General features: G+C 67.0%; 20 protein-coding genes and 3 tRNA genes. 9 read left to right on the top strand and 14 right to left on the bottom strand.

What is annotated here, in order from left to right; all coding sequences use genetic code 11:
* Nucleotides 1-3: 3 nt before the first annotated feature.
* The 12 genes from ABIN76_RS04580 to ABIN76_RS04525 all read right to left on the bottom strand — a co-directional run bounded on the left by ABIN76_RS04580 (nt 4) and on the right by ABIN76_RS04525 (nt 9,400).
* Nucleotides 4-1,293, bottom strand: a complete 1,290-nt coding sequence (locus tag ABIN76_RS04580) for an ABC transporter substrate-binding protein (protein ID WP_346958531.1) — start codon at nt 1,291-1,293, stop codon at nt 4-6.
* A 299-nt stretch (nt 1,294-1,592) separates the two neighbouring features.
* Nucleotides 1,593-2,204 carry a hypothetical protein gene (locus tag ABIN76_RS04575; RefSeq protein ID WP_346958530.1) on the bottom strand — a complete coding sequence of 204 codons (612 nt, stop codon included), beginning with the start codon at nt 2,202-2,204 and terminating at the stop codon, nt 1,593-1,595.
* Nucleotides 2,201-2,830 (bottom strand): hypothetical protein, encoded by a 630-nt coding sequence (locus tag ABIN76_RS04570; protein ID WP_346958655.1) that lies wholly within the window; start codon nt 2,828-2,830, stop codon nt 2,201-2,203. The genes ABIN76_RS04575 and ABIN76_RS04570 overlap by 4 nt, the downstream gene beginning before the upstream one ends.
* Nucleotides 2,831-2,877: 47 nt before the next feature.
* The gene (locus tag ABIN76_RS04565) at nt 2,878-3,246 is read right to left on the bottom strand and encodes a hypothetical protein (RefSeq protein ID WP_346958529.1); all 369 of its coding nucleotides are present in this window, start codon (nt 3,244-3,246) and stop codon (nt 2,878-2,880) included.
* Nucleotides 3,243-3,434: a hypothetical protein gene (locus ABIN76_RS04560; RefSeq protein ID WP_346958528.1), complete on the bottom strand. Its 192-nt coding sequence runs from the start codon at nt 3,432-3,434 to the stop codon at nt 3,243-3,245. The genes ABIN76_RS04565 and ABIN76_RS04560 overlap by 4 nt, the downstream gene beginning before the upstream one ends.
* Complete coding sequence (locus tag ABIN76_RS04555) at nt 3,431-3,904, bottom strand: Asp23/Gls24 family envelope stress response protein (RefSeq protein ID WP_346958527.1); 474 nt, start codon at nt 3,902-3,904, stop codon at nt 3,431-3,433. Before ABIN76_RS04555 ends, ABIN76_RS04560 begins: the two co-directional genes overlap by 4 nt.
* Nucleotides 3,905-4,103: 199 nt before the next feature.
* Entirely contained in the window at nt 4,104-6,122 is a 2,019-nt protein-coding gene (locus tag ABIN76_RS04550) for a glycoside hydrolase family 32 protein (RefSeq protein WP_346958526.1), read from the bottom strand.
* 120 nt (nt 6,123-6,242) lie between these two features.
* On the bottom strand, nt 6,243-7,838 hold the full coding sequence (locus ABIN76_RS04545; protein ID WP_346958525.1) for a glycoside hydrolase family 68 protein: 1,596 nt from the start codon (nt 7,836-7,838) through the stop codon (nt 6,243-6,245).
* 450 nt (nt 7,839-8,288) lie between these two features.
* Entirely contained in the window at nt 8,289-8,753 is a 465-nt protein-coding gene (locus ABIN76_RS04540) for a hypothetical protein (RefSeq protein WP_346958524.1), read from the bottom strand.
* Nucleotides 8,754-9,015: 262 nt separating this feature from the next.
* A tRNA-Phe gene (locus ABIN76_RS04535) sits at nt 9,016-9,091 on the bottom strand.
* Between the two features lie 48 nt (nt 9,092-9,139).
* Nucleotides 9,140-9,213, bottom strand: a tRNA-Asp gene (locus tag ABIN76_RS04530).
* Between the two features lie 114 nt (nt 9,214-9,327).
* Nucleotides 9,328-9,400, bottom strand: a tRNA-Glu gene (locus ABIN76_RS04525).
* A gap of 195 nt (nt 9,401-9,595) precedes the next feature.
* Here ABIN76_RS04525 and ABIN76_RS04520 point away from each other — a divergent pair.
* Entirely contained in the window at nt 9,596-10,642 is a 1,047-nt protein-coding gene (locus tag ABIN76_RS04520) for a PHP domain-containing protein (protein ID WP_346958523.1), read from the top strand.
* Nucleotides 10,643-10,660: 18 nt separating this feature from the next.
* Here the strand turns inward: ABIN76_RS04520 and ABIN76_RS04515 are convergent, their stop codons facing one another.
* The gene (locus ABIN76_RS04515) at nt 10,661-11,263 is read right to left on the bottom strand and encodes a LysE/ArgO family amino acid transporter (protein ID WP_346958522.1); all 603 of its coding nucleotides are present in this window, start codon (nt 11,261-11,263) and stop codon (nt 10,661-10,663) included.
* A 68-nt stretch (nt 11,264-11,331) separates the two neighbouring features.
* Here ABIN76_RS04515 and ABIN76_RS04510 point away from each other — a divergent pair, with 68 nt between their 5' ends.
* The 8 genes from ABIN76_RS04510 to ABIN76_RS04475 all read left to right on the top strand — a co-directional run bounded on the left by ABIN76_RS04510 (nt 11,332) and on the right by ABIN76_RS04475 (nt 19,478).
* A complete protein-coding gene (locus ABIN76_RS04510; RefSeq protein ID WP_346958521.1) occupies nt 11,332-12,213 on the top strand; it encodes an ArgP/LysG family DNA-binding transcriptional regulator in 882 nt (293 codons plus the stop codon).
* Between the two features lie 120 nt (nt 12,214-12,333).
* Complete coding sequence (locus ABIN76_RS04505) at nt 12,334-13,356, top strand: DMT family transporter (RefSeq protein ID WP_346958520.1); 1,023 nt, start codon at nt 12,334-12,336, stop codon at nt 13,354-13,356.
* 10 nt (nt 13,357-13,366) lie between these two features.
* On the top strand, nt 13,367-13,822 hold the full coding sequence (locus ABIN76_RS04500; protein WP_346958519.1) for a metallopeptidase family protein: 456 nt from the start codon (nt 13,367-13,369) through the stop codon (nt 13,820-13,822).
* A 29-nt stretch (nt 13,823-13,851) separates the two neighbouring features.
* On the top strand, nt 13,852-14,772 hold the full coding sequence (locus ABIN76_RS04495; protein WP_346958518.1) for a cation diffusion facilitator family transporter: 921 nt from the start codon (nt 13,852-13,854) through the stop codon (nt 14,770-14,772).
* 252 nt (nt 14,773-15,024) lie between these two features.
* Nucleotides 15,025-16,497: a C40 family peptidase gene (locus tag ABIN76_RS04490; protein ID WP_346958517.1), complete on the top strand. Its 1,473-nt coding sequence runs from the start codon at nt 15,025-15,027 to the stop codon at nt 16,495-16,497.
* 147 nt (nt 16,498-16,644) lie between these two features.
* Nucleotides 16,645-17,019 carry an STAS/SEC14 domain-containing protein gene (locus tag ABIN76_RS04485; protein ID WP_346958654.1) on the top strand — a complete coding sequence of 125 codons (375 nt, stop codon included), beginning with the start codon at nt 16,645-16,647 and terminating at the stop codon, nt 17,017-17,019.
* Nucleotides 17,020-17,096: 77 nt separating this feature from the next.
* Nucleotides 17,097-18,635 carry an EAL domain-containing protein gene (locus tag ABIN76_RS04480; protein ID WP_346958516.1) on the top strand — a complete coding sequence of 513 codons (1,539 nt, stop codon included), beginning with the start codon at nt 17,097-17,099 and terminating at the stop codon, nt 18,633-18,635.
* A gap of 60 nt (nt 18,636-18,695) precedes the next feature.
* A complete protein-coding gene (locus ABIN76_RS04475) occupies nt 18,696-19,478 on the top strand; it encodes a class I SAM-dependent methyltransferase (RefSeq protein WP_346958515.1) in 783 nt (260 codons plus the stop codon).
* A 50-nt stretch (nt 19,479-19,528) separates the two neighbouring features.
* Here the strand turns inward: ABIN76_RS04475 and ABIN76_RS04470 are convergent, their stop codons facing one another.
* Nucleotides 19,529-20,335, bottom strand: coding sequence for an ABC transporter permease subunit (locus ABIN76_RS04470; protein WP_346958653.1), 807 nt, complete (start codon nt 20,333-20,335; stop codon nt 19,529-19,531).
* Nucleotides 20,336-20,432: the final 97 nt, after the last annotated feature.

Raw genomic sequence — 20,432 nt, 5'->3', positions numbered from 1 at the left:
GGACTACTTTGACTGGGTTTCGATGGACTTCTGCATGTCCGACAGCGCCTGGTCCACCGGCTTTTCACCCTTGATGGCGGGGTAGGCGTTGTCCTGGATGGCCTTGGTGACGGCCGGGTAGAACGGCGTCACAGGACGCGGGACGGCGTTCTCGATCGAGGTCTTCAGCACCGGCAGGTACGGCAGCTTGGCGACCAGTTCCTTGTCGTCGTAGAGATTGGTCAGCACCGGAGCGAGGGAACCCTGCGTGGCGAAGAACTTCTGCGTTTCTTCCGTGGTGAGGAACTTCAGGAAGTCCAGGGCGGTGGCCTTGTTCTTGGAGTAGACGCTCATGCCGGCACTGTGGCCACCCAGCGAGGATGCGCCGGGACCGTCCTTGCCCGGAAGTGCCGTCATGCCCAGCACGTTCTTGACCTTGGAGGATCCTTCGGTGGTGGCCAGGTTGTACACGTAGGGCCAGTTGCGCAGGAACAGGAGCTTGCCGTCCTGGAACGCCTGCCGGGATTCCTCTTCCTTGAAGGTGATGGCCTCCTTGGGGATGTTGCCGTCCGCGTAGGCCTTGGCGAGGTTGGAGAGGCCGGTCTTGGCTTCTTCCGTGTTCAGGCTCGGCTTGCCGTCCTTGTCCAGCACGGAACCGCCGAAGGAGTTGATCGCCTCGGAGGCGTTGACCGTAAGTCCCTCATACTTGGAGAACTGGCCGGCGTAGCATCCCATGTTCTTGGACTTCGCGATCGAGCACATGCCCATCATCTCGTCCCAGGTCTTGGGCGCCGTGGGAACCAGGTCCTTGCGGTAGTACAGGATGCCGCCGTCGGAAGACTCCGGGGCCGCATACAGGGTGCCCTTGTAGGACGCCGCCTCGACGGTCGGCTTCAGCATCCCGGAGGTGTCCAGCGCCATCTTGTCCTTAAGCGGCTGGAGCCAACCCTTCGCCGCGAACTCGGCGGTCCACACGACGTCGACGCTGACCACGTCGTAGTTGGCGTTCTTGGACTGGAAGTTCTGTACCAGATCATCGTGCTGCTGGTCGGCCTGGTCGGTCTGCTCTTTGAACGTGACCTTTTCGTCCGGGTGCGCGGCGTTCCACTTGGCGATCAGCGGCCGGACCACGTTGCTGTTGTCCTTGCCCTGTACGTAGGTGATGGGGCCGCGGCCGTCCAGGTTAGCTGCCGCATCGCCGCCGCCGGCCGAGCCGCCGCCACCGCCCGTGCTGCCGCCGCCTCCACAGGCTGTGAGGGAGAGGGCCAGGACACCGGCCGCGGCCGCAGGAAGTAGGTACTTACGGTTTTTCATACAGGTGCTCCTCGCTGAGTACCGGCGTGGACCGGTGGTGCAGTTGGTGTGGTGCCAATCACAGTAGCGAGCAAGTGGTGAGGAATGCAAGCGTTTACATTAAACCTTTACGTAACGGAGACCGCCTGCGGTGGTGGACTTCGCCGCGCAGCCCACTGCCCTGCGGGGGCGGAAACCCTTGGGACCCACGGTTCGGGTGGGGCGGAAGTTTCCAAAACCTCACCGGGCACAGCACGGACCGACCGCCCCGCAGGTTGCAGAGGACCGCGTGGGAATGCGTCGGACCATGACGCCCCGCGTCAGCGGACGCGTTCAGCCCGGCCGAACCGGGACCGCGCCCCGGAGCCGATGTGGATCAGCACCGGCGTGCGTTTGCCGACGACGGCGTCCAGAGCCTCTACCAGGCCCGAGACTTCTGCCGCGAGGGTATGCGGGGCAACCCCTTGGCGCGGCTGCACCCGGATCCGCAGGGCCGGCTCGCCCTTGAATTCGTAGGTTGCCACCGTGGCGCCGGCCAAGTCCGGCCGGTCGGCCAGCGCCGCCCGGAGTGCCTGCTCGGCCACGCCGCCGCCGATCCGGACATAGCCTGGCACTTCACCGGCGTCGTCTTCGGCGACAAGCAGGTTCGCCCGGCCTTTGCCCTGCTGCGCCAGCCACGCCACCATCAGCGCGATGACGAGCAGTAGCAGCAACGCCATGACAATCCACAGCCAGCTCATCGTTTGACCGGGGAAGCGGGTGCGGTCGAAGAGACCGCGAACGCCGCCCCAGATGATTGCGGACCACCCCTGCCACCAGCGGCCCACGGCCGGCACGGTGGCCAGCAGGACCAGCAGGCCCCCGATCACCAGGAGCTTGACGCCGAGGATGCCGATCAGGAGCCGGTTAAGGATCCGGGGGGTGCCGTTCATGCGCCGATCACCCCCGAGGAGGCCAGGTTGACCCGGACCTCGGGCATCGGTGAGAGCGCCATCTCCCGGAGTTCGGCCTGGACAGCGGCCTGGACGTCCGCGGCGCGGAGCGGCACGCCGGAGGTTGGCCGGACGTTGACCAGCACCTGCCGCCGGGAGACCACTACCATCACCTGCTCCTGCGTCACGTTGGCGGCGAGCCGCGCCCGCCGCGCCAGGGCCGAGGCGATGACCTCGTCATCGACCACGACGCCGGCACGGGGGTCTGCGAGGACGTGCCGGGCCCGTCGCCCGGGAAGCACGGCGTTAAGGAAGAAGAACAGCCCGGCCGCGAACAGCACCGCGCCGATGACACCGAGCAGCAGCGGGGGAATCCCGCCGGGGAGGGCCGTGACCCGCTCCGCGGCGGTCTGCGGGTCAATCAGCCACGGCGGCTGTCCCACGGCCCGCACCGCCGTTTCCAGCAGGGCGTAGCCGCACAATCCGATGACCAGGAGGGCTGCGATGACGGCGGCGGCCGCCCGGGACGAAGTGGTCTCGCGGGCCAGGACTTTTTGCATCCCGGGCGCGCCGGAGCCTGCAGCGGATCCGGCAGGCAGGGCCCCGGCGTCCTCGGGTACGGGCATAGCGGGCCCGGTACCGGCGTCGCTGTAGTGGCGTTCGGCGGCCTCGCTCACCGGACCCGGCCTCCCTCGGTGACGCTGGCCCCGCTGATGCGGATGTCCACCCGGCTCAATTGCGCACCGCTGAGCTCCGTGACGCGGCGCAGGATCTCCGCTTTCGCGGCCACCGCACGGTCCCAGATAGAGCCGCCGAAGGCGGTGACCCGCGCCGGGTCCTTGAGCACCGCCGTGAGCGACGGGACGGCGATGGGGGCGACGAGCGAGAGCGCCAGGAGCCCGTCGTCGTCGGCCCAGTCGGCCCGGACGTCCTGCGGCGGCACACCGAGCGCCTCCGCAGCAGCGGCGCGCGCCACGCTGGTGAGGGCCTGGGTGCTGATCCGGTTGTGTCCGGCCAGGAGCCGTCCGGCGGCGGCACTCATGAGGAGGAACGCCGGCCCGTGAGGGCGTCGATGACGCTGCGCAGGTCCAGTTTCCCTTCCGCCGCGCGGCCCAGCAGGGCTCCGAGGGCCATAAAGAGCAGGGAACCCAGGAAGCCCCAGACGCCGAACGCGAAGGACATGAACGCCAGGAAGGCGCCGGCCGCTATGCCGACTACGGTCAGGTTCACTGCAGGGCCTCCCTCACGGGCCGTACCTCGCCGGAGGCCGCGGGCTTGGGCGGGCCGGGGACGAAGACGTCATGGATTTCAATGTTTACTTCGATGACCTGGAGCCCGACGAGCTCCTCCACGGCGGCGTAGACGGCGGCGCGGATCTGGTCCGCCAGGGGGTGCAGCGGGGTGCCGTAGAGCGCCACGAGGTCGATGTCCACGGCCACCTGGGTCTCGCCGACTTCGGCGCGTACCCCGGCTGCGTGATCCGAACTGCCCACCGCGTCGCGGATGGCGCCCAGGGCGCGGGACGGCCCGGTGCCGAGGGAATACACGCCGGGGACTGCGCGGGCGGCGATCCCGGCCACCTTGGCGACGGCGGCTTCGGAAATCACGGTGCGGCCGGTCGCGGCGCGGGCCGCACCCGGCAGCCCGGCGTCGGACAGGCCGGCCTCCGGAACCGCGGACTGAGGATTCTGGTATTCCATGTGGCACTCCCCCTTCTCTTTGTCACCACCCTAGTACCTGCCAGCGATATGGTGGCCGGTTGGCCCGGCAGGCCACCCGGATCCCCTGCCAGGACCTGCGACAGACGGAGCCGCGGGATATGGTCAGCCGCCCACAGCCGCTGTTGGACCGGGGAACGCACCTCCAACGCATCGCCGTTGCCCATGACGATCAAGTTGGTCAGTGGATGGGGGCCAGCCGCCTGTAGCTGAAGGACTTGAGCGTCAGCGACCCCTCTGCCGTGACGGCATTGACGGTCGGCGCCCCCGCGGCGGGGAAAACGAGTGACGTCAAAGTCTTTTCCCCGCCGTTGATGAAAACCTCCACTGAGGAATAGTCGACGAATATTGTCAGCTCGACTTTCCCTTCACGCGGTGGGCTGACGGTACGTCGCGGTGCCCGATAACTCGGCTGGAGTCCGGCCTCGCCGGCGGCGGCAGCACCAGCAGCGCGGGAAATGAATGCAGATTCACTCGCGAAGTCGTATCCGACCGTTGCGAACGTTCCTTTACCGCTTCCAAGCTCGATCCTCGCCTCGGATCCGTCGTCGCCACCCTTGCGTTCAAGCGTCATATCCAGCCGGTAGGCCCCGCCCTCCGGAGCCGGTAGCTGCCCGGTGCCATCCTGCGTCATTCGACGTTCCCCAACCGTTGCCACCGGTCCTTCAATCGACGTCATGGCAGCGGTGGGGCTGGAGACCAGGGTCGGCTTGCCTGCGATTGTTTTTAGCCTGATGTCGCGCACCATGGAGTCGGCACCGCCGTGCCAGTCCTCGGTGGGAAGCTGCCGTGCGTACGTCCAGTTGTTCATCCACCCGATGGCGTGCCGGGAGGACATCCGCTGGCTTTCGGTGAGCCGGGGATCGTCCCACGTCACGGCGGCGTAAAAGTCGGAGCCGGCATCGAGCCACTGGTGCGCCGCGTCGGTGGCGGTGAAGCGGGTTCCGTCCCATGAGCCAGTCCAGTAGGCGACGCCCGTGGTGAATCCCTCTTCGCTCCCGTTGGCGCTGGCGGCCAGGACCCAGGTCCGCTTGGACGGGTCCCCGTCGAGATCGAGCTGGAAGAGTTCCGGGCATTCCAGGGTGCCCAGACCCGTGCGTTCGATGCCCGAAGAGTAGTGCCAGTCCAAGAGGTCAGTCGAGGTGTACACGCCGATCTTCTCGCCTTCAGCCAGGGCCATCACCCATTGGCCGTGGGCTTCATCGCGGATGATCTTGGGATCCCGCCAGTCCGGTTCGCCGGGGTTCTCCATGATGGGGTGCTTCTTATAGGCGGTAAACGAGTATCCGTTGTCGGTGGAATAGAACAGGGATTGCCGTTGGACGCCCTGGTCCTGTTGCGTCATGACCGCGATAACGGCCCCCCTGCCGAAGCCGGCCGAGTTGTCATGGTCCACCACGGCGCTTCCGGTCTCGATGTCGCCCAGCCCGTTTTTGTACTTGGCGATCGCCACCCCTTCGTCTTTCCAGTGCACCAGGTCCGTGCTTGTCAGGTGGTACCACTCGGTGCCGTTTTCCGTGGGATACCCGGCGTTGTAGAGGTAGTAGTAGTGCCACAGCCCATCCACCAGGATCGGACGCTGCGGATCATTCATCCAATTCTTTCCGGGCGTGATGTGATAGCTGGGCCGGAATCGGGACGCCCCCTCCGGCCGGTCAAACGCCGAAGCCGGGAGCGACGACGCCTGCCGCGGCACGCCCAGATCCGAAACCATGGACGCCACGGCTTCGGAAGATATACACCCCGGACGGACGACTTCACCTGTCCCTGCCCGGACGACCCGGTCTTCCATACTGGACCGGACCTCGACGTCGTCTCCACTCCGCGCGGCTGCCACCCACCCGCTGGGGCATTCGATGCTCCGCAGATCCGCCACACCTTCGGCCCGGAGCGGATGCGTCAGCTTCTCGAGGGTGCGATCCCCGCCGCTGAGCCAGTAGGAGCCGTATCGGCCGTGCGATGCCATGGCTTCGTCCTGGGCGGCGGCGATGCCCCCGAGTGCCTGCTCGACCTGGCCGGCAGCTGCCGGACGGGGACTCGCCGTCGACGGGACCAGCGCCACCGCGACCAGAACCGCCGCGGCCGCTGCAGCCACAACAATCCAGATCGTGCGGAGGTTCAGGGTTCCGGGCGGGAAACGTTCTGCGATACGCAGCTGCCTCAATTTCTTTGGCACCAGCGGGCGTACGAGGTCTCTCACAATTTCAACGTTCCTGGTTCTGGTGGGGAGACGACGCCGTTCTCTGACGCCCTCGGAGATACAGGATGGAGGCGCCCGGATTCCGGGCGCCTCCATCCCTGTTACTGCCTCATTGATGAACTACTTGTAGAGGCCTTCGCCGCCAACCTTGACGTTGGTGGGCAGGTAGCCGAACGGCCCCAGGCCGTTCTTGCCGAAGGTGCGGTCAACCTGGGAGACACCGTCACGGAAGTTGATCTTCACGGTGGGCGAGAGGGAGCCGCCGCGGACGCCGTTCACGTTGTCGATGAAGGACTGCACCAGGCCGCCGGGCTGCACGTAGTGCGAGTAGGCCTGGAACTGGCGGCCGTTCTGGTTCGGGGTGGGCGCCTCGGGGGACTCGGACGGAAGGTTCAAGTCCGTGGGCGAGCCCAGGGCCAGGCCGCTGTTGTTCATCGGCTGGTAGTCCGAACGGACGCCGTTGCCCACGAAGCCGTAGACGCCGTCGGGACCGCGCATGCCGGCCGCGTAGGTGAACTGGTGGCTAATGGTGAACAGGTAGTACTTGTTCTTGCCGCCTTCATTCTGAATGAAGATCTGCGGACGCTCGGTCTGGTCGTTGACGCAGTTGGCCGAGAGGATCGGCGGCAGGAAGGACCACTTGGTCAGGTCCTTGTTGTCCGCAACTGCCAACCCCACGTTGGCGGTCTGGTAATAGGCGCCGCTGCTGTTGACCTCGTTGACGCTTTCCGCGTTCGGGTCGCCGGCCTTGTAGCCGAGGTCCTCGGCCTTGCATTCGTACTGTCCACGCGTTCCGCCGGTGTTGCCTTCGAACACCATGAAGGTCTTGCCCGGGTGGGCCGGGTCAGCGAACGTGTAGGGGTCGCGGAAGGCGAAGCCGGGGTTCTGGGCCTTGTTCTGGTACATCTTGCCGTCCGGCTCAAGCAGCTTGGTGTGCTTGAAGCCGTCGAAGGTCACGCCGTTCTTGTCGGCGTGGATCTTGCCCAGCGCCTTGGCGATGGCCGCGTCCGGGGCGATGCCGCCGCCGCCTGCGTTGCGCTGGGCAACGTCGTAAAACGTGGTGGCCGTGTAAAAGACGTTGACCTGGTTGCCCTGCATCAGGCGGGTGGAGCCGGACCATTCAGTGTTGCCGATCGAGGCGCCGTCAGCGAAGACATGGCCCCCGTAGTTCCACTTGTCCTTGGCCGGATCGGCGTTGGTCTTGCGGAAGAAGTAGCCAATCCGGGCGTTCCAGTGGCGCTGGTCGAAGCCGTAGCCTGCGTGGCGGTCGGCAACGAGGGAGAAGATGACGTCCCACCCCTTGTAGCTGATCTGGTTGGCGTTCTCGTCCGTCAGGGACCAAGTGTCCCAGACCCAGACGTCATCGTTCATCGCGGGGAAATTCTCAGGAATTTCCGGCATGGTGACATCCGGACTCATCGAGTTCTGGCCGGGCGTCACTGTGGAGTCGCTCTGCGCCATGATCTGCTTGGCATCGGCGCGGGTCCACTTGGAGGTGAAGTCCGCCGCCGGATCGTAGGGCGTCTGGCTGTGATCGGTGGGCAGCGGGAAACCGGGGGCGGGCGCCGGCATCTGCTGGGCGGCGGGCGGGTCCGAGGGTTCGTTGGCCTGGGCCGACGGAACGGCCAAAAACGCTGAGGCCACGAGGGCGGCTGCCAGCGCCGCGGCGGCAGGGCGCCACCTCAGCATCATGGGTGTATTGGGGTGCTTGTGCATTCTTGCTTCTCTCGCGGAGTTAAGACCAGTCGTGGATGACGGGCGTGTGCCCTCAATCCCCGAACTCCGACGGTCCCGACGACACCGCAGGCGTCATCGAGGACGCCATCGTGTCGAGGGGCGGGGCTTGGGTAGGGCCCCGGCTGGCGATTCGGAAAAGGATCTTTTCCTGTGCCGGTTTCTACGCTATGTAGGCCGAAGCCTGCTTATCAAACCGTGATTCGAGGTCCGAAGAACCGTGGTTTGCTCCACCCATGCAAGCGCTTGCATTGTCCAACCCGCGCGCGTGGCACAGGAGAATAGGTGCGTCAAATACCGCCCCACAAATCAGATTTAGTGTGAAATGTCACCCGGCGGAGGCCAAGGAAGCCAGTCCTTCGGTGCCCGTCGGCAAGCAGTCGGCGGGCATTCCGGGGCCGTCCAAACCTCAGGCGCCACTCGTTCCATGGCCTACTTGCAGTTGGCCGCAATCCAACCGATCACGGGAGCCATGGCGTCCTGGAACTTGCCGCTGGAGTAGACGGTCTGGTCACTCAGGCCGGCGACGGCGACCTGGTTGAGTTTGGCGAAGTCGGCCTTGAGGCTGTCCGGAACCCGCTCTGCCGTTCGGCTGAGTTCGGCCTTGAGCTGCTCAAGTTCGGCGGTTTTGCCCTGCGCCGCCGACAGCGGGAACAGCGAGGCGCCCGTGGCCTGCTCCGAGATCGTCCTGCACGCCTCCGCCGCCGTCGGGAAGTCGCCATACGGGCCGGACGTCCTGGTGGGGCTGGCCGTCGCGGAGGCGGTGGCGGACGCTGCCGGGGACGACGACGACGGCGGGGCCGCGGCTTCCGGCGCGGCGCAGCCGGTCAGGGCCGCGGCGGCGAGGAGCGCGGTGACGGTCAACGGGCGGCGGGTCTTGTGCATAATGCTGTTCAAAATCACTCTTCTTGGTCGGGCTTGCGCCGCGGACCTGTCAGGGACGGTTCGCGGCAATGGCGTTCTTCCCCAGCGTGCGAGTCTAGCCGGGCCCGTCGCCGGGTCCGCAACCGCGCGCGACGTCGTCGAACTCCCATCGATTGCTCCCTAACCGCCGTTTTGAGGCCTCAAAAGGGCGGCTACCCAGCAGTCGATGGGATTCGGGGCACTCGATAGGGTTAAAGAAGAAAAGCACCAGTTCCGAAGAACTGATGCTTCCCAGTGGTGGCTCCGACCGGCGTCGATCCGGTGACCTTTCGATTTTCAGTCGAACGCTCTACCAACTGAGCTACAGAGCCTAGGTGACGTGTCACCATGACGGCCGGAATTTCTTCTGGCAATCAGAGCGACCCTGACGGGACTTGAACCCGCGACCTCCGCCGTGACAGGGCGGCGCGCTAACCAACTGCGCTACAGGGCCTTGCTTTTACTGCTTGTTTACTGCTGTTTCTTGCTGTCTGCAGTATCGCTACCGCAATTTTTCAAGGCCTTTAGCCTACCAGACTTTTTCATCCGGCTTGACCAGTTCCTTGCGTACCCCCAACGGGATTCGAACCCGTGCCGCCGCCGTGAAAGGGCGGTGTCCTAGGCCGCTAGACGATGGGGGCCAGGACGCCATCCGGAAAAACCACTGAACCAAGGGCAAAATTTAAGGGCCGAAGCCTTCGTTTTTGTTCCCTTCGGGTTCCTCCGAACTGGACCTATAAAACTATAGGGCCAACTCCCGGAATCTCCAAAATCCGCTCCACCAAACGGGAATAAGCTCTGGACAGGGCCCGTAGGGCTGTGCGGATGATGGACGGATGGACGCCCTTGCTGCCCTCAATGAGATCGCTTTCTGGCTGGAACGCGAACGCGCCACCACCTACAAGGTGCAGGCCTTCCGCAAGGCGGCCGGACTGATTGGCGGATTCTCCCCCGAGGAACTGGCGGCACTACGGGCGAATGGCCGGCTGAAGCGGATGAAGGGGATCGGCGACCGGACCTTCGAGGTGATCGCCCAAGCGGTCGACGGCGGCGTTCCCGACTACCTTGCGGCCCTGCGCGAACGAGGCGCCGAACCTCTCGCCACCGGCGGGCAGGAGTTGCTGGCAAGCCTCCGCGGCGACCTGCACACGCACAGCGACTGGTCCGACGGCGGTTCGCCGATCGAGGCCATGCTGGACGCGGCCCGGACGCTGGGCCGTGAGTACCTGGCCCTGACCGACCACTCCCCCACGCTCAGGATCGCGAACGGCCTGAGCGCCGAGCGCCTCACCGAACAGCTGGAGGTGATCGCCGGGATCGGCGCCGGGACCGGATCGGCAGGAAACGGCACAGACCACCCCCAGGTCCGGCTGCTCTCCGGCATCGAAGTCGACATTCTGGAGGACGGGACGCTGGACCAGGCTCCGGAACTGCTGGACCGCCTCGACATCGTGGTGGCCAGCGTGCACTCGAAGCTCCGCTCCGACCGCCGGACCATGACCAGGCGAATGCTGGCCGGCATCGAGGACCCGCACACCCGGGTGCTGGGCCATTGCACCGGCCGACTCCTGAACGGCTCCCGCGGGACGCGGCCGCCGTCGGAGTTTGACGCGAAACGGGTGTTCGCGGCGTGCGCGGAAGGCGGCGTCGCCGTCGAGATCAACGCCCGCCCGGAACGCCAGGACCCGCCGGACGAACTGATCCAAATGGCCCTCGACGCCGGGTGCCTGTTCAGCATCGACAGCGACGCGCACGCGCCTGGCCAGCTGGATTTCCTGCAATACGGTGCGGAACGGGCCGCCCGGAACGGCGTTCCTGCGGAGCGGATCATCACCACCTGGCCGGTGGACCGGCTCCTCGAGTGGTCCCGACGCGGCACGTAGCGACTGCCGGCACGGCACTCAGGCGAGCAGCAACACGGCGAGGGTGACCATCACGACGGCGATTCCGGCGTCGAGCACCCGCCAGGCCGCCCGGCGCCGGAACACCGGCGACAGGAACCGCGCCCCCGCACCGAGGGCAGTGAACCATGCGATACTCCCAAGTCCGGCCCCGGCGGCGAACCACCAGCGGCCGGTCTCGCCCTGGGCGGCCGCGAGTGAGCCGAGCAGCAGGACGGTGTCCAGGTAGACGTGCGGGTTCAGCCAAGTGAAGGCCAGGCAGGTGGCCAGCACGGCCGCCCTGCTTCCCGGGGGCTTGTCCCCGGGCAGGTCCAGCTGTTCCCCGCGGACCGCGCGCCGGGCCGCAAGCGCCCCGTAGACCAGCAGGAAGGCGGCCCCCGCCCATCTGATCACCACCAGGGCGGCGGGCGCCTGGTCCAACAGCACGCCGATGCCCGCGACGCCCAGCAGGATCAGCACCAGATCCGAGACTGCGCAGACGGCCACCACCATGGCCACATGCGAGCGCTGGATACCCTGGCGAAGTACGAACGCATTCTGGGCACCGATGGCAACAATGAGGGACAGGCCGGCGGAGAGGCCGGCAAACACGGGGAGGATCACCCTTCGACGGTAAGCGCCGAATAGATATGAAGACAGCTAATCTTTCTGTTCCTGCATAAGATGAGCTAATGATCGACATTTCCCCGGAGCAGGCACGGACACTGGCGGCGATCGTCGCTCACGGAAGTTTTGATGCCGCCGCCGCCCACTTATCCGTGACGCCCTCGGCCATCAGCCAGCGGATCCGCGCCCTCGAGACGGCCGTCGGCCGCCCGGTGCTGACCCGGGCGCGGCCGGCGGAACTCACGGATTCCGGCCAGGCCGTGGTGCGCTTCGCCCGGCAGCTGGAGCTGCTCTCCGCGGACCTCACCGGGGAGCTGCAGCCGGAGGAACCCCAAGGGCGGACTCGACTGACGCTGGTGATCAACAGTGATTCCCTGCACACCTGGGCGCTGGCCGGCCTGGCCGCGGTGGCGGGAAGGGTCCAGCTCGAAATCCTCCGCGAGGACCAGGATTATTCGCTGGAGCTCCTGCGCAGCGGCGCCGCGGCCGCCGCCATCACCACCACGGCCAAGGCGGCGCCCGGGTGCTCCTCCCGGCGGCTGGGCGTGATGCGCTACCTCCCGGTCTGTACGCCCGGCTTTGCCGCCCGGTGGTTTCCCGACGGCGCCACGGCAGAAACGCTCGCCGCCGCACCAGTCATCGTTTTCGACCGCAAGGATGATTTGCAGGACCGGTACCTTCGGTCGGTGAGCCGCGCGGCACTGGAACCGCCACGGCATTACATCCCGGCCGCCAACGAGTTTGGCGAGGCCATCCGCTGGGGAATGGGGTGGGGGCTGCTCCCCGAAATAGAAATAGCGGAGGAGCTGAAGCACGGCACGGTGGTGGCCCTGGATCCAGCGGGGCACGTGGATGTTCCGCTCCACTGGCAGCAATGGCGGCATGGATCGGCCGCACTTGACGAGGTCGCCGCGGCAATCCAGGCCGCCGCCCGTCCGCTCCGGTAACTCCGGGCCGGTGACGGGGCCGGTGACGGGGCCGGGCTTGGCTACAGGTTGGCAGGATCTCGACTAGACCTGGCCGATTTCCGCCAGCTGCCGGGCCGCCGCACCGGCTAGATTGGCAGCATGGCAACAACAGCCGAAACCGGCTCCCCCTCCCCGGACAGCACGCATGCAGACAATACCCATCCCGGCAGCGCCCACGAAGCAGCCCCGCAGGCCGCAGCACGCGCGGCCCTCCGGCCCGGGCAGATCAGCGGGCTGGGAATCGCCGCCGTCATTATCACCGTGGTGCTCTGGGCGTCGGCCTTCGTGGGCATCCGCGCCGTCGGCCCCAGCTTCTCCCCCGGGCCGCTGACCTTGGGGCGGCTTGCCGTGGCCGCCGTCGTGCTGGGCCTGGTGGTCCTGCCCAAGTTCCGCAGGGCCGCCGTGCTCCCGCGGGGCCGCGAGTGGTGGCCCATCCTGGCCTACGGCGTGATGTGGTTCGGCGGCTACAACGTCGCCCTGAACGCCGCCGAACACCTGCTTGACGCCGGCACCGCCGCCCTGCTGATCAACGTCAACCCCATCCTGGTCGCCGTGATGGCCGGGATCATCCTGAAGGAAGGCTTCCCGCGCTGGCTGATCATCGGCAGCCTGGTCGCGTTCGGCGGAGTTGCGGTAATCGCCCTCGGTTCCGGCCAGCGGTCGACGGCGGACCTAGCCGGCGTGCTGCTCTGCCTGCTCGCGGCCGCCCTCGCGGCGGTGAGCGTGATCGTGCAGAAGCCGGTGCTCCGGAAATTCCCCGCGGCCCAGGCAACCTGGTTCGGCATTATGGTCGGCGCAGTGTGCTGCCTGCCGTTCAGCGGCCAGCTCGTCGCCGAACTGCAGGCCGCTCCGCTGCCCGCAACGCTGGGGCTGGTCTACCTCGGCGTCTTCCCCACCGCAATCGCATTCACCACCTGGGCCTACGCGCTCTCGCTGATCGACGCCGGCAGGCTTGCCGCCACCACATACCTGGTGCCCGGCACCACCATCCTGATCTCCTGGCTGGTGCTGGGCGAAATTCCCACCGTCTGGGGTCTGGTGGGCGGCATGATCTGCCTCGCCGGCGTCGCCCTGACCCGGCGCCGTTCCCGGGCCCTGCCCGGCACTCCGGCCAGGTCCTAGGGGCAGGGAGATGTCCGCCTCCCTTCCGCCCGGCCTGCCGATCATTCCCGGCGGAAACAACAACGACGACGGTACCGTCCACGACGGCGGACCCGGCCCGTTCCCGATGTCCGCGGACGAGTTCGAAGTGGCGGTGGGCGACGCCCTGGACCGCATCCCGCCGGAACTGGCGAAGACCATGGACAACGTGGCCGTGTTTATCGAGGACGACTACACCCCGCAACCCGGCGAGGACCCGGACACGGTGCTGCTGGGACTCTACGAGGGCGTGCCGCTGACCGAACGGGACTCCTGGTGGGACGCCGGCTCCCTACCGGACCGGATCACCATCTACCGCCGGCCGATCCTGGAGCTCTGCGCCTCCCGGAAGGACGTGGTCGAGGAAGTGACGGTCACCGTGGTCCACGAGGTGGCGCACCACTTCGGCATCAGCGACGAGCGGCTGCACGAACTCGGCTGGGGCTAGCCGCCTCCAGTACGACTAGCCTTGGAGGCATGGGACACGACCACAGCCACTCGCACGGGATTACGGCAACCGGGAGGCACCGCAAGCGCCTGATCGCCGTGCTGGGCATCACCCTGTCCGTGGTCCTGATCCAGGTTGTGGGCGCCCTGGTCTCCGGCTCGCTGGCCCTGCTCGCCGACGCCGGGCATATGCTCTCCGACGCCGCTGGCGTCTTCATCGCGCTGCTCGCCGCCTGGATCGCCGCGCGTCCGGCGAATGATGCGCGGACCTACGGCTACCAGCGGGCCGAGGTCCTCGCCGCGCTGGCCAACGCGCTGGTCCTGATCGTCATTTCCGTGGTCATCTTTACCGAGGCCATCCGGCGCCTCGGCTCGGCCCCCGAGGTCCAGACCGACGTCATGCTTTCCGCCGCCGTCCTGGGTGCGGTGGCCAACCTGGTCTCGCTGTTGATCCTGCGCGGCGCCCAGAAGGAAAGCCTCAACATCCGCGGCGCGTACCTGGAGGTCCTGGGCGACCTGTTGGGCTCCTTCGCCGTCATTGTCGCCGCCATCGTCATCATGGCTACCGGATACCAGGCCGCGGACACCATTGCCTCGATCCTGATCGCGCTGATGATCCTGCCCCGGGCCTGGCACCTGCTCCGCGACGTCGTGGACGTGCTGCTCGAAGCCACTCCCAAGGGAGTGGATGTCCAGATGATCCGCGAGCACATCCTGGCCGTGGACGGCGTGGTGTCCGTGCACGACATCCACATCTGGACCATCACCTCCGGGGTGCCGGTGTTCTCCGCCCACGTGGTGGTGGAGGATGCGGCGCTCGGAGCCCGCGGGGCGGACCGGGTGCTGGACAAGCTGGTCAGCTGCCTGGGCTCACACTTCGACACCGAGCACTGCACTTTCCAGCTCGAACCGGTCACCCACGCGGAACACGAGGCCCACCAGCACGCCTGACGGCCCGTCGCCGGTACGGCCGGCACTGCCCGGAACTGCTTTCGGCGGCCCGGAACCACCGTCGAACGGCACGACACGCCCCGTAGGGTGTGCCCAAATCACATGCTTGTTGTTTATGTTACTGATGTGACCTTTGTTGCCAAAGTAGCGTATGGCACGTAGCCTCGTCCCTGCTGGGCGATCCGCAGAGGGGCCATTCACGTGCCACATTCCTACCTCGCTCGCGCCAGCCTGACTGCAACGAGGTTTTCCATGGCTTGGACCGGATCCGGCGGCAAGGCTGCGGCACTCTGCACCGCCGTCGTACTGCTCGGCGCACTTGCTGTCCCGGCCCAGGCCTCCCCCGGGGCGGCACGGCCCGCTCCGTCCCTGGGGGTGCCGGCCGCGCCGGAGCTGCCCACGCCCGGGGAAATCGCCGCGGCCAAGTCCAGTGAACGCGCGACGGCGGACCAGGTGACCCGGATCGACCGGATCCTGGCGGACGCCTCTGCGGCCAAGGAAGCCGGCCTGGCCATCTCACTCGCCGCCAACAACGCCTATGCGGACGCCCTGGTGGAACTGCAGATCAGGCGGGACGCCGCCGCCCTGGCGGAGGCCAAGGCCGCGGCCGCCGAGGCCGAGCAGAAGAAAGCCCGCCGGCTGATCGGCCAACTCGCCGGCGACCTTTACCGCAATGGCGGCATGACACCGGCGCTCAGCCTGGTCAGCGGGAACGGCGAGGCGCTCCAGCAGGCCGCCACGCTCGAGGCGGTGGCTGCCGGCCGGAACCGCGCCTTCCAGGCCGCGGAGAATGCTGCCGCCGCCGCGCGGTCATCGAAGGACGCCGCTGCGGACGCGGACCGCGCCGCCGACGACGCTGCCCGCACCGCGGAGTCCCGCAAGACCGACGCCGAACGCGCCGACAAAGACCGGCAAAAAGCTGTGTCCGATGCCGCCGCCCAGCGGAAAATCCTGCTAGGCCAGCTGGCCTCGCTGCGGAACACCACCGTGGCACTGGAGTCCGCCCGGGTGGATGCTTTGGACCGGCAGCGCCAGCAGGCACGGCTCGCGGCACTTACCGCGGCGGGGGCCGCCGGCCCGGAGCCTGCCCGGGCAGCGGAGCCTGGGCCGGTTGCGCCGGCGCGCCCGGCCGGTACAACGCCGACGCCGCCCGCGGCGCCCCGGTCACCGGCCGTGCCGGAGCCGGTTCCCACCGTCCCGGCGCCCGTCCAGCCAGCACCGGTCCAGCCCGCACCCATCCGGCCCGCTCCCGCGCCGGCACCCCGTCCGGCACCGGCACCCGCGCCGCGTCCCGCCCCGCCGGCGCCCGCACCCGTACCTGCTCCTGCTCCTGCTCCTGCTCCCGCGCCGGGCGGTTCCAACCAGGTGGCAATTTCCGCGGCCCTGAACAAGGTCGGTTCGCCGTACTTCTACCAGTACGGCGGCACCGGCGCCTACGGCTTCGACTGCTCCGGCCTGGTCCAGAACGCGTTCGCCGCAGCCGGCAAGCAGCTGCCGCGCACGGCTGCCCAGCAGTACGCGGAGGCTCCGGTGCACGTGCCCCTCTCCGCGGCGCAGCCCGGCGACCTGCTGGTCTGGGGCTCGGCCCCGGGCTTCTACCACGTGGCCATCTACCTGGGTGGCGGCCGCGTGGTCCAGGCGCTGAACCCGGAGAGCGGGCTTACCGTGACGGACCTTGCTTCCATGTCCGGGATGCAGTTGTACCCCTACGCCGCCCGGTACTGAGTCGGCGCATTCGGGGCGGCTGCTCAGGAACGGACCGAAAAATGCGCTCATCAATTCGTGTTCGCTGCAACAGGGCACCCGGAATTCCGGAGTACCTTTGAGACACTGTCGAAAAGCTCGGCGGTCCATTCAGGAGGTGACGTGGTCATAGCACCGGAGACCGTGGACGGCGGCAAGGGCAGCGTCGTACTGCGCGACGACGGCCTCGTTCACCTGCAGTGGTCGCCTGGGATCAAGATTGAGGTAGAGGACGCCAGGGCCGCAATGGCGAAAGTCAATGAAATATGCCGCGGCGTGCCTCACCCGATGCTTGTAGACATGGCTACCGTCGCCTCGGTGAGCCGGGAAGCCAGAAGCATCTGGTCGATTCCCTGCGACGCCGCCCGGATCGCTTTGTTGGGGCGTTCCCCGGTGGACCGGGTCCTGGCGAACTTTTTTCTCGGTGTGCATATACCTCCCTGCCCTACGCGCTTCTTCACCTCCCGCGACGAGGCGACGGACTGGCTCTGTGCCAAGTCGTAGACGTCGGGATCTGGCGACTCAGCAGCAGCACCAGCGGCGAGCCGGACTTCACCGTATTTTTCCTCGGTCCGGGACACATGAGTCCTGAGGAGAGCATCGAGGACCCGCGCCTGCAGCAGTTGGTTGACGGCATTGTCCGGCTGGCCGCCGGAGAGCTGAGCGCGCGTATCGAGCCCTCGGAACAAAGAGATGCCATCGACGCCGTCATTACCGGCGTCAATCTCCTGGCCGAAGAGCTCGGGTATATCTACTCGGACCTCGAGGATCGCGTGGCGGCCCGAACGGCCATGTTGCGTCGAACGCAGGTTGAACTGGAGCATATGGCCAAGACCGACGCTCTGACCCGTCTGGCCAACAGGACCCTACTCAACGAACGGATCCACGAGGCAATCCAGACCGGCCCGGTCGGCGAAGATGCCCCCGCCGTGCTCATCCTGGATCTGGATTCATTCAAGGCTGTCAACGACACCTTGGGCCATAGCGCCGGCGACGCCGTACTGATCGAGGTTTCCCGCCGACTGCGTTCCGTCGTGCGGGCTGGCGACACCGTGGCCCGGCTTGGCGGCGATGAATTCGCGGTCCTCATCGTCGGAGCCAGCGCCGAAGAAATCATGCTCATCGCGCACCGGGCCTGGGAAGCCCTACAGGAAAGCGTGGATATTGGCACAGAAACGGTCTGGACCACGGGCAGCATCGGCGTCTGTATCCGCGGCGCCGGGTACTCGGCAGAGGAACTGGTGCGTGGCGCCGACATTGCGATGTATCAAGCCAAAGCCCAGGGCAGGAACAAGGTCCAGCTCTTCCACCCGGATATGCTCAATGCCGTTCAGGAAAGATCACGGATCACCGCTGAACTACGAACGGCAGCTGACAGCGGCCAGCTGGCGTTGCTGTACCAGCCGGTAGTCGAACTAGCGTCCGGCAGAGTCGCCGGTGTCGAGGCCCTCGTCCGATGGCACCACCCCGTACACGGCACAATCATGCCGGACAGCTTCATTGGGATCGCCGAAGAAACCGGCCTGATCCTGGAACTTGGACGGTGGGTACTCCACGAAGGAATCTCCCAACTGGGCCGCTGGAAACGAGCCGCACCCGAGCTATCGGATTTCTGCCTGCACATCAACCTCTCGGCCGCCGAACTCCTTCGAAACGATCTGCTCGAAGACGTCAGCGGGACCCTGGCGAAAAATGACATCGAACCGTCCCGCCTGGTCCTCGAGATTACCGAGAGCGTACTTATGTCCCGGGGTACGGGAGAAGAACAGGTACTGGAAAAACTCCGCGCCCTCGGCGTCGGGCTGCAGATCGATGACTTCGGCACCGGCTATTCATCCATCAGCTACCTTCGGACCCTTCCCGCCGACACAGTCAAGGTTGACCACTCCCTCATCAAAAACCTCGAATCCGACCTCCAGCAACAGAAATTCGTTGCTGCCATCCTGCAATTGATATCGGCAGCCGAACTGGAAGCGATCGTCGAGGGCATCGAAACCGCCGAACAGGCCGCTCAGCTGCAAGCAATGGGCTGCCTCTACGGGCAGGGCTATTACTTGGGACGCCCCGGCCCCGCCGCGGCGATACTCGAACGGATCAGCGGCTCCGAGCCCCGGCGGTAATGTTTGTCTATGCCGAAGTTTTGGGACCGAATGCTGCTAGTCCCGACCGTATCGCGCCTGGTGTCCGGTGCGCCGAAAGACCCGCATGCAGCCTGGGAACAATACTGGACCGGCATACGTGCCACGGGTGACAAAGGAGACGTTCTCTGGGACGCCGGCTCCGCGGCCGAGCGCAAACAGTACACAGAGATAGTTCTCGCGCATTTTGATCCGGACCTGCCCGTCATCGACATCGGATGCGGCAACGGGACGTACAGCAGATGGCTTGGCTCCCTTTTCCCCAAGGTCCTCGGGGTTGATGTCTCCGCCAGCGCCGTTGCGAGGGCCACTGGGGAAACCAGCGACAGCCAGAACCCCGCATACGCAGTCCTGGACGCCACGGAGGCGGGCGCCGGAGAACTCCTCTTGGAGCGTCTGGGGCCCGCGAACGTTTTCATCCGCGGCGTGTTTCACGTCCTCAAACCAGCCAAACAAGCCGCGCTGGCGGACAACCTGAGCACCATCGTCGGGGGAGCCGGACGCGTGTTTTTAGCCGAAACAAATTTCCTCGGAAACAGCCTCGACTACCTGGCCGAACTGGGTGCAACAAGAGGACACGTACCCGCACCCTTGCAGCGGGCCCTGCAAAACCTGCCCCGCCCGGGGCGTTTCGGCGCCGCGGAGCGACGCATCGTCTTCCCCGACACAAGGTGGCGCACCCTCGCGGACGGACCGGTCAGCATCGAGGTCATCCCCATGAACCCCGCCGGCGGGCCGCAACGGGTTCCGGGTTACTTTGCCCTCATGGCCGGCGCGCAATCCCCGACGCGCGCGGGCACATCACTCGGCGCTCCGCGCGGTTAGGCCGTTCTGGCAGTCGGCACCGTTCACGGGTCCCCGGGATCTCGTCGGTCCTAGGAGAGCACGTCCTTCGTGGTGAACCGGGCGTAGGCGAGGGCGCCGAAGAAGGCCAGGTAGCCGCCCTGCAGCAGCGCGTTGGCGGCGAAGGATTCCCAGGCGACGGGCTGGCGCAACAGGTCGGCGAAGTCGAGCCAGCGGTGTGTGAAGAGCCACGGGTGCAGCCACTCGAGCTGCGGCAGCGCGTCGGCAACCTGGGCGACGACGGCCAGCACCACCGTGGCCGCCATCGCACCGACGGGCACGTCCGTCAGGGACGACATGAACAGGCCAATGGCGGACAGTCCCACAAGTGAAACCGCCAGATAGGCGGCAATCAGCAGCAGCCGCCCGAACGCCTCGCCGGCGCCGATCGAGTCGCCGGAAAGCAGGGTCACCGGCCCCACCGGGAACAGCGCCGCTCCGATGCCTGCCCCGACCAGGGCCACCGTGAACGGAGCTGCGACGGCGAACACGGCGGCCCCGGCGTACTTGACCACCAGCAGCCGACCCCGCCCCGCCGGGGCAGCCAGGAGGTAGCGGAGCGTCCCCAACCCGGCCTCGCCGGCCAAGGTGTCGCCTGCGACCACCCCGATCGTGAGGGGCAGGAATAACGGGACGGCGACCAGCATCGCGGTCACCCCGACGAACAAGCCGTTTTGGCTGATCCGGTCCAGGAACGCGGGCCCGCGGCCGGCCGGCACCGCCGAGGAGAGCCGCACGGCCACGGCGATCAGCACCGGGATGGCGGCCAGGGCGAGCAACATGGCCCAGGTCCGGCGGCGGCGGAAGAGCACACTCAGCTCGGAGCCGAGCAGCCGCAGGCCCGGTGCCCTTGCCCCCCGCGGCGCCGAAACGGCAGCCGGGCCGGAAGCGGCAGAAGCGGCAGCCGTCAGCTGAGGCTCCCCGGGGGCGGGGTTG

Origin of the sequence: uncultured Arthrobacter sp. (genome assembly GCF_964021775.1) — a bacterium.
Classification (GTDB): domain Bacteria; phylum Actinomycetota; class Actinomycetes; order Actinomycetales; family Micrococcaceae; genus Arthrobacter.
Note: the sequence above shows the minus strand (reverse complement) of the source record. Positions and strands in the feature narration are given on the sequence as shown.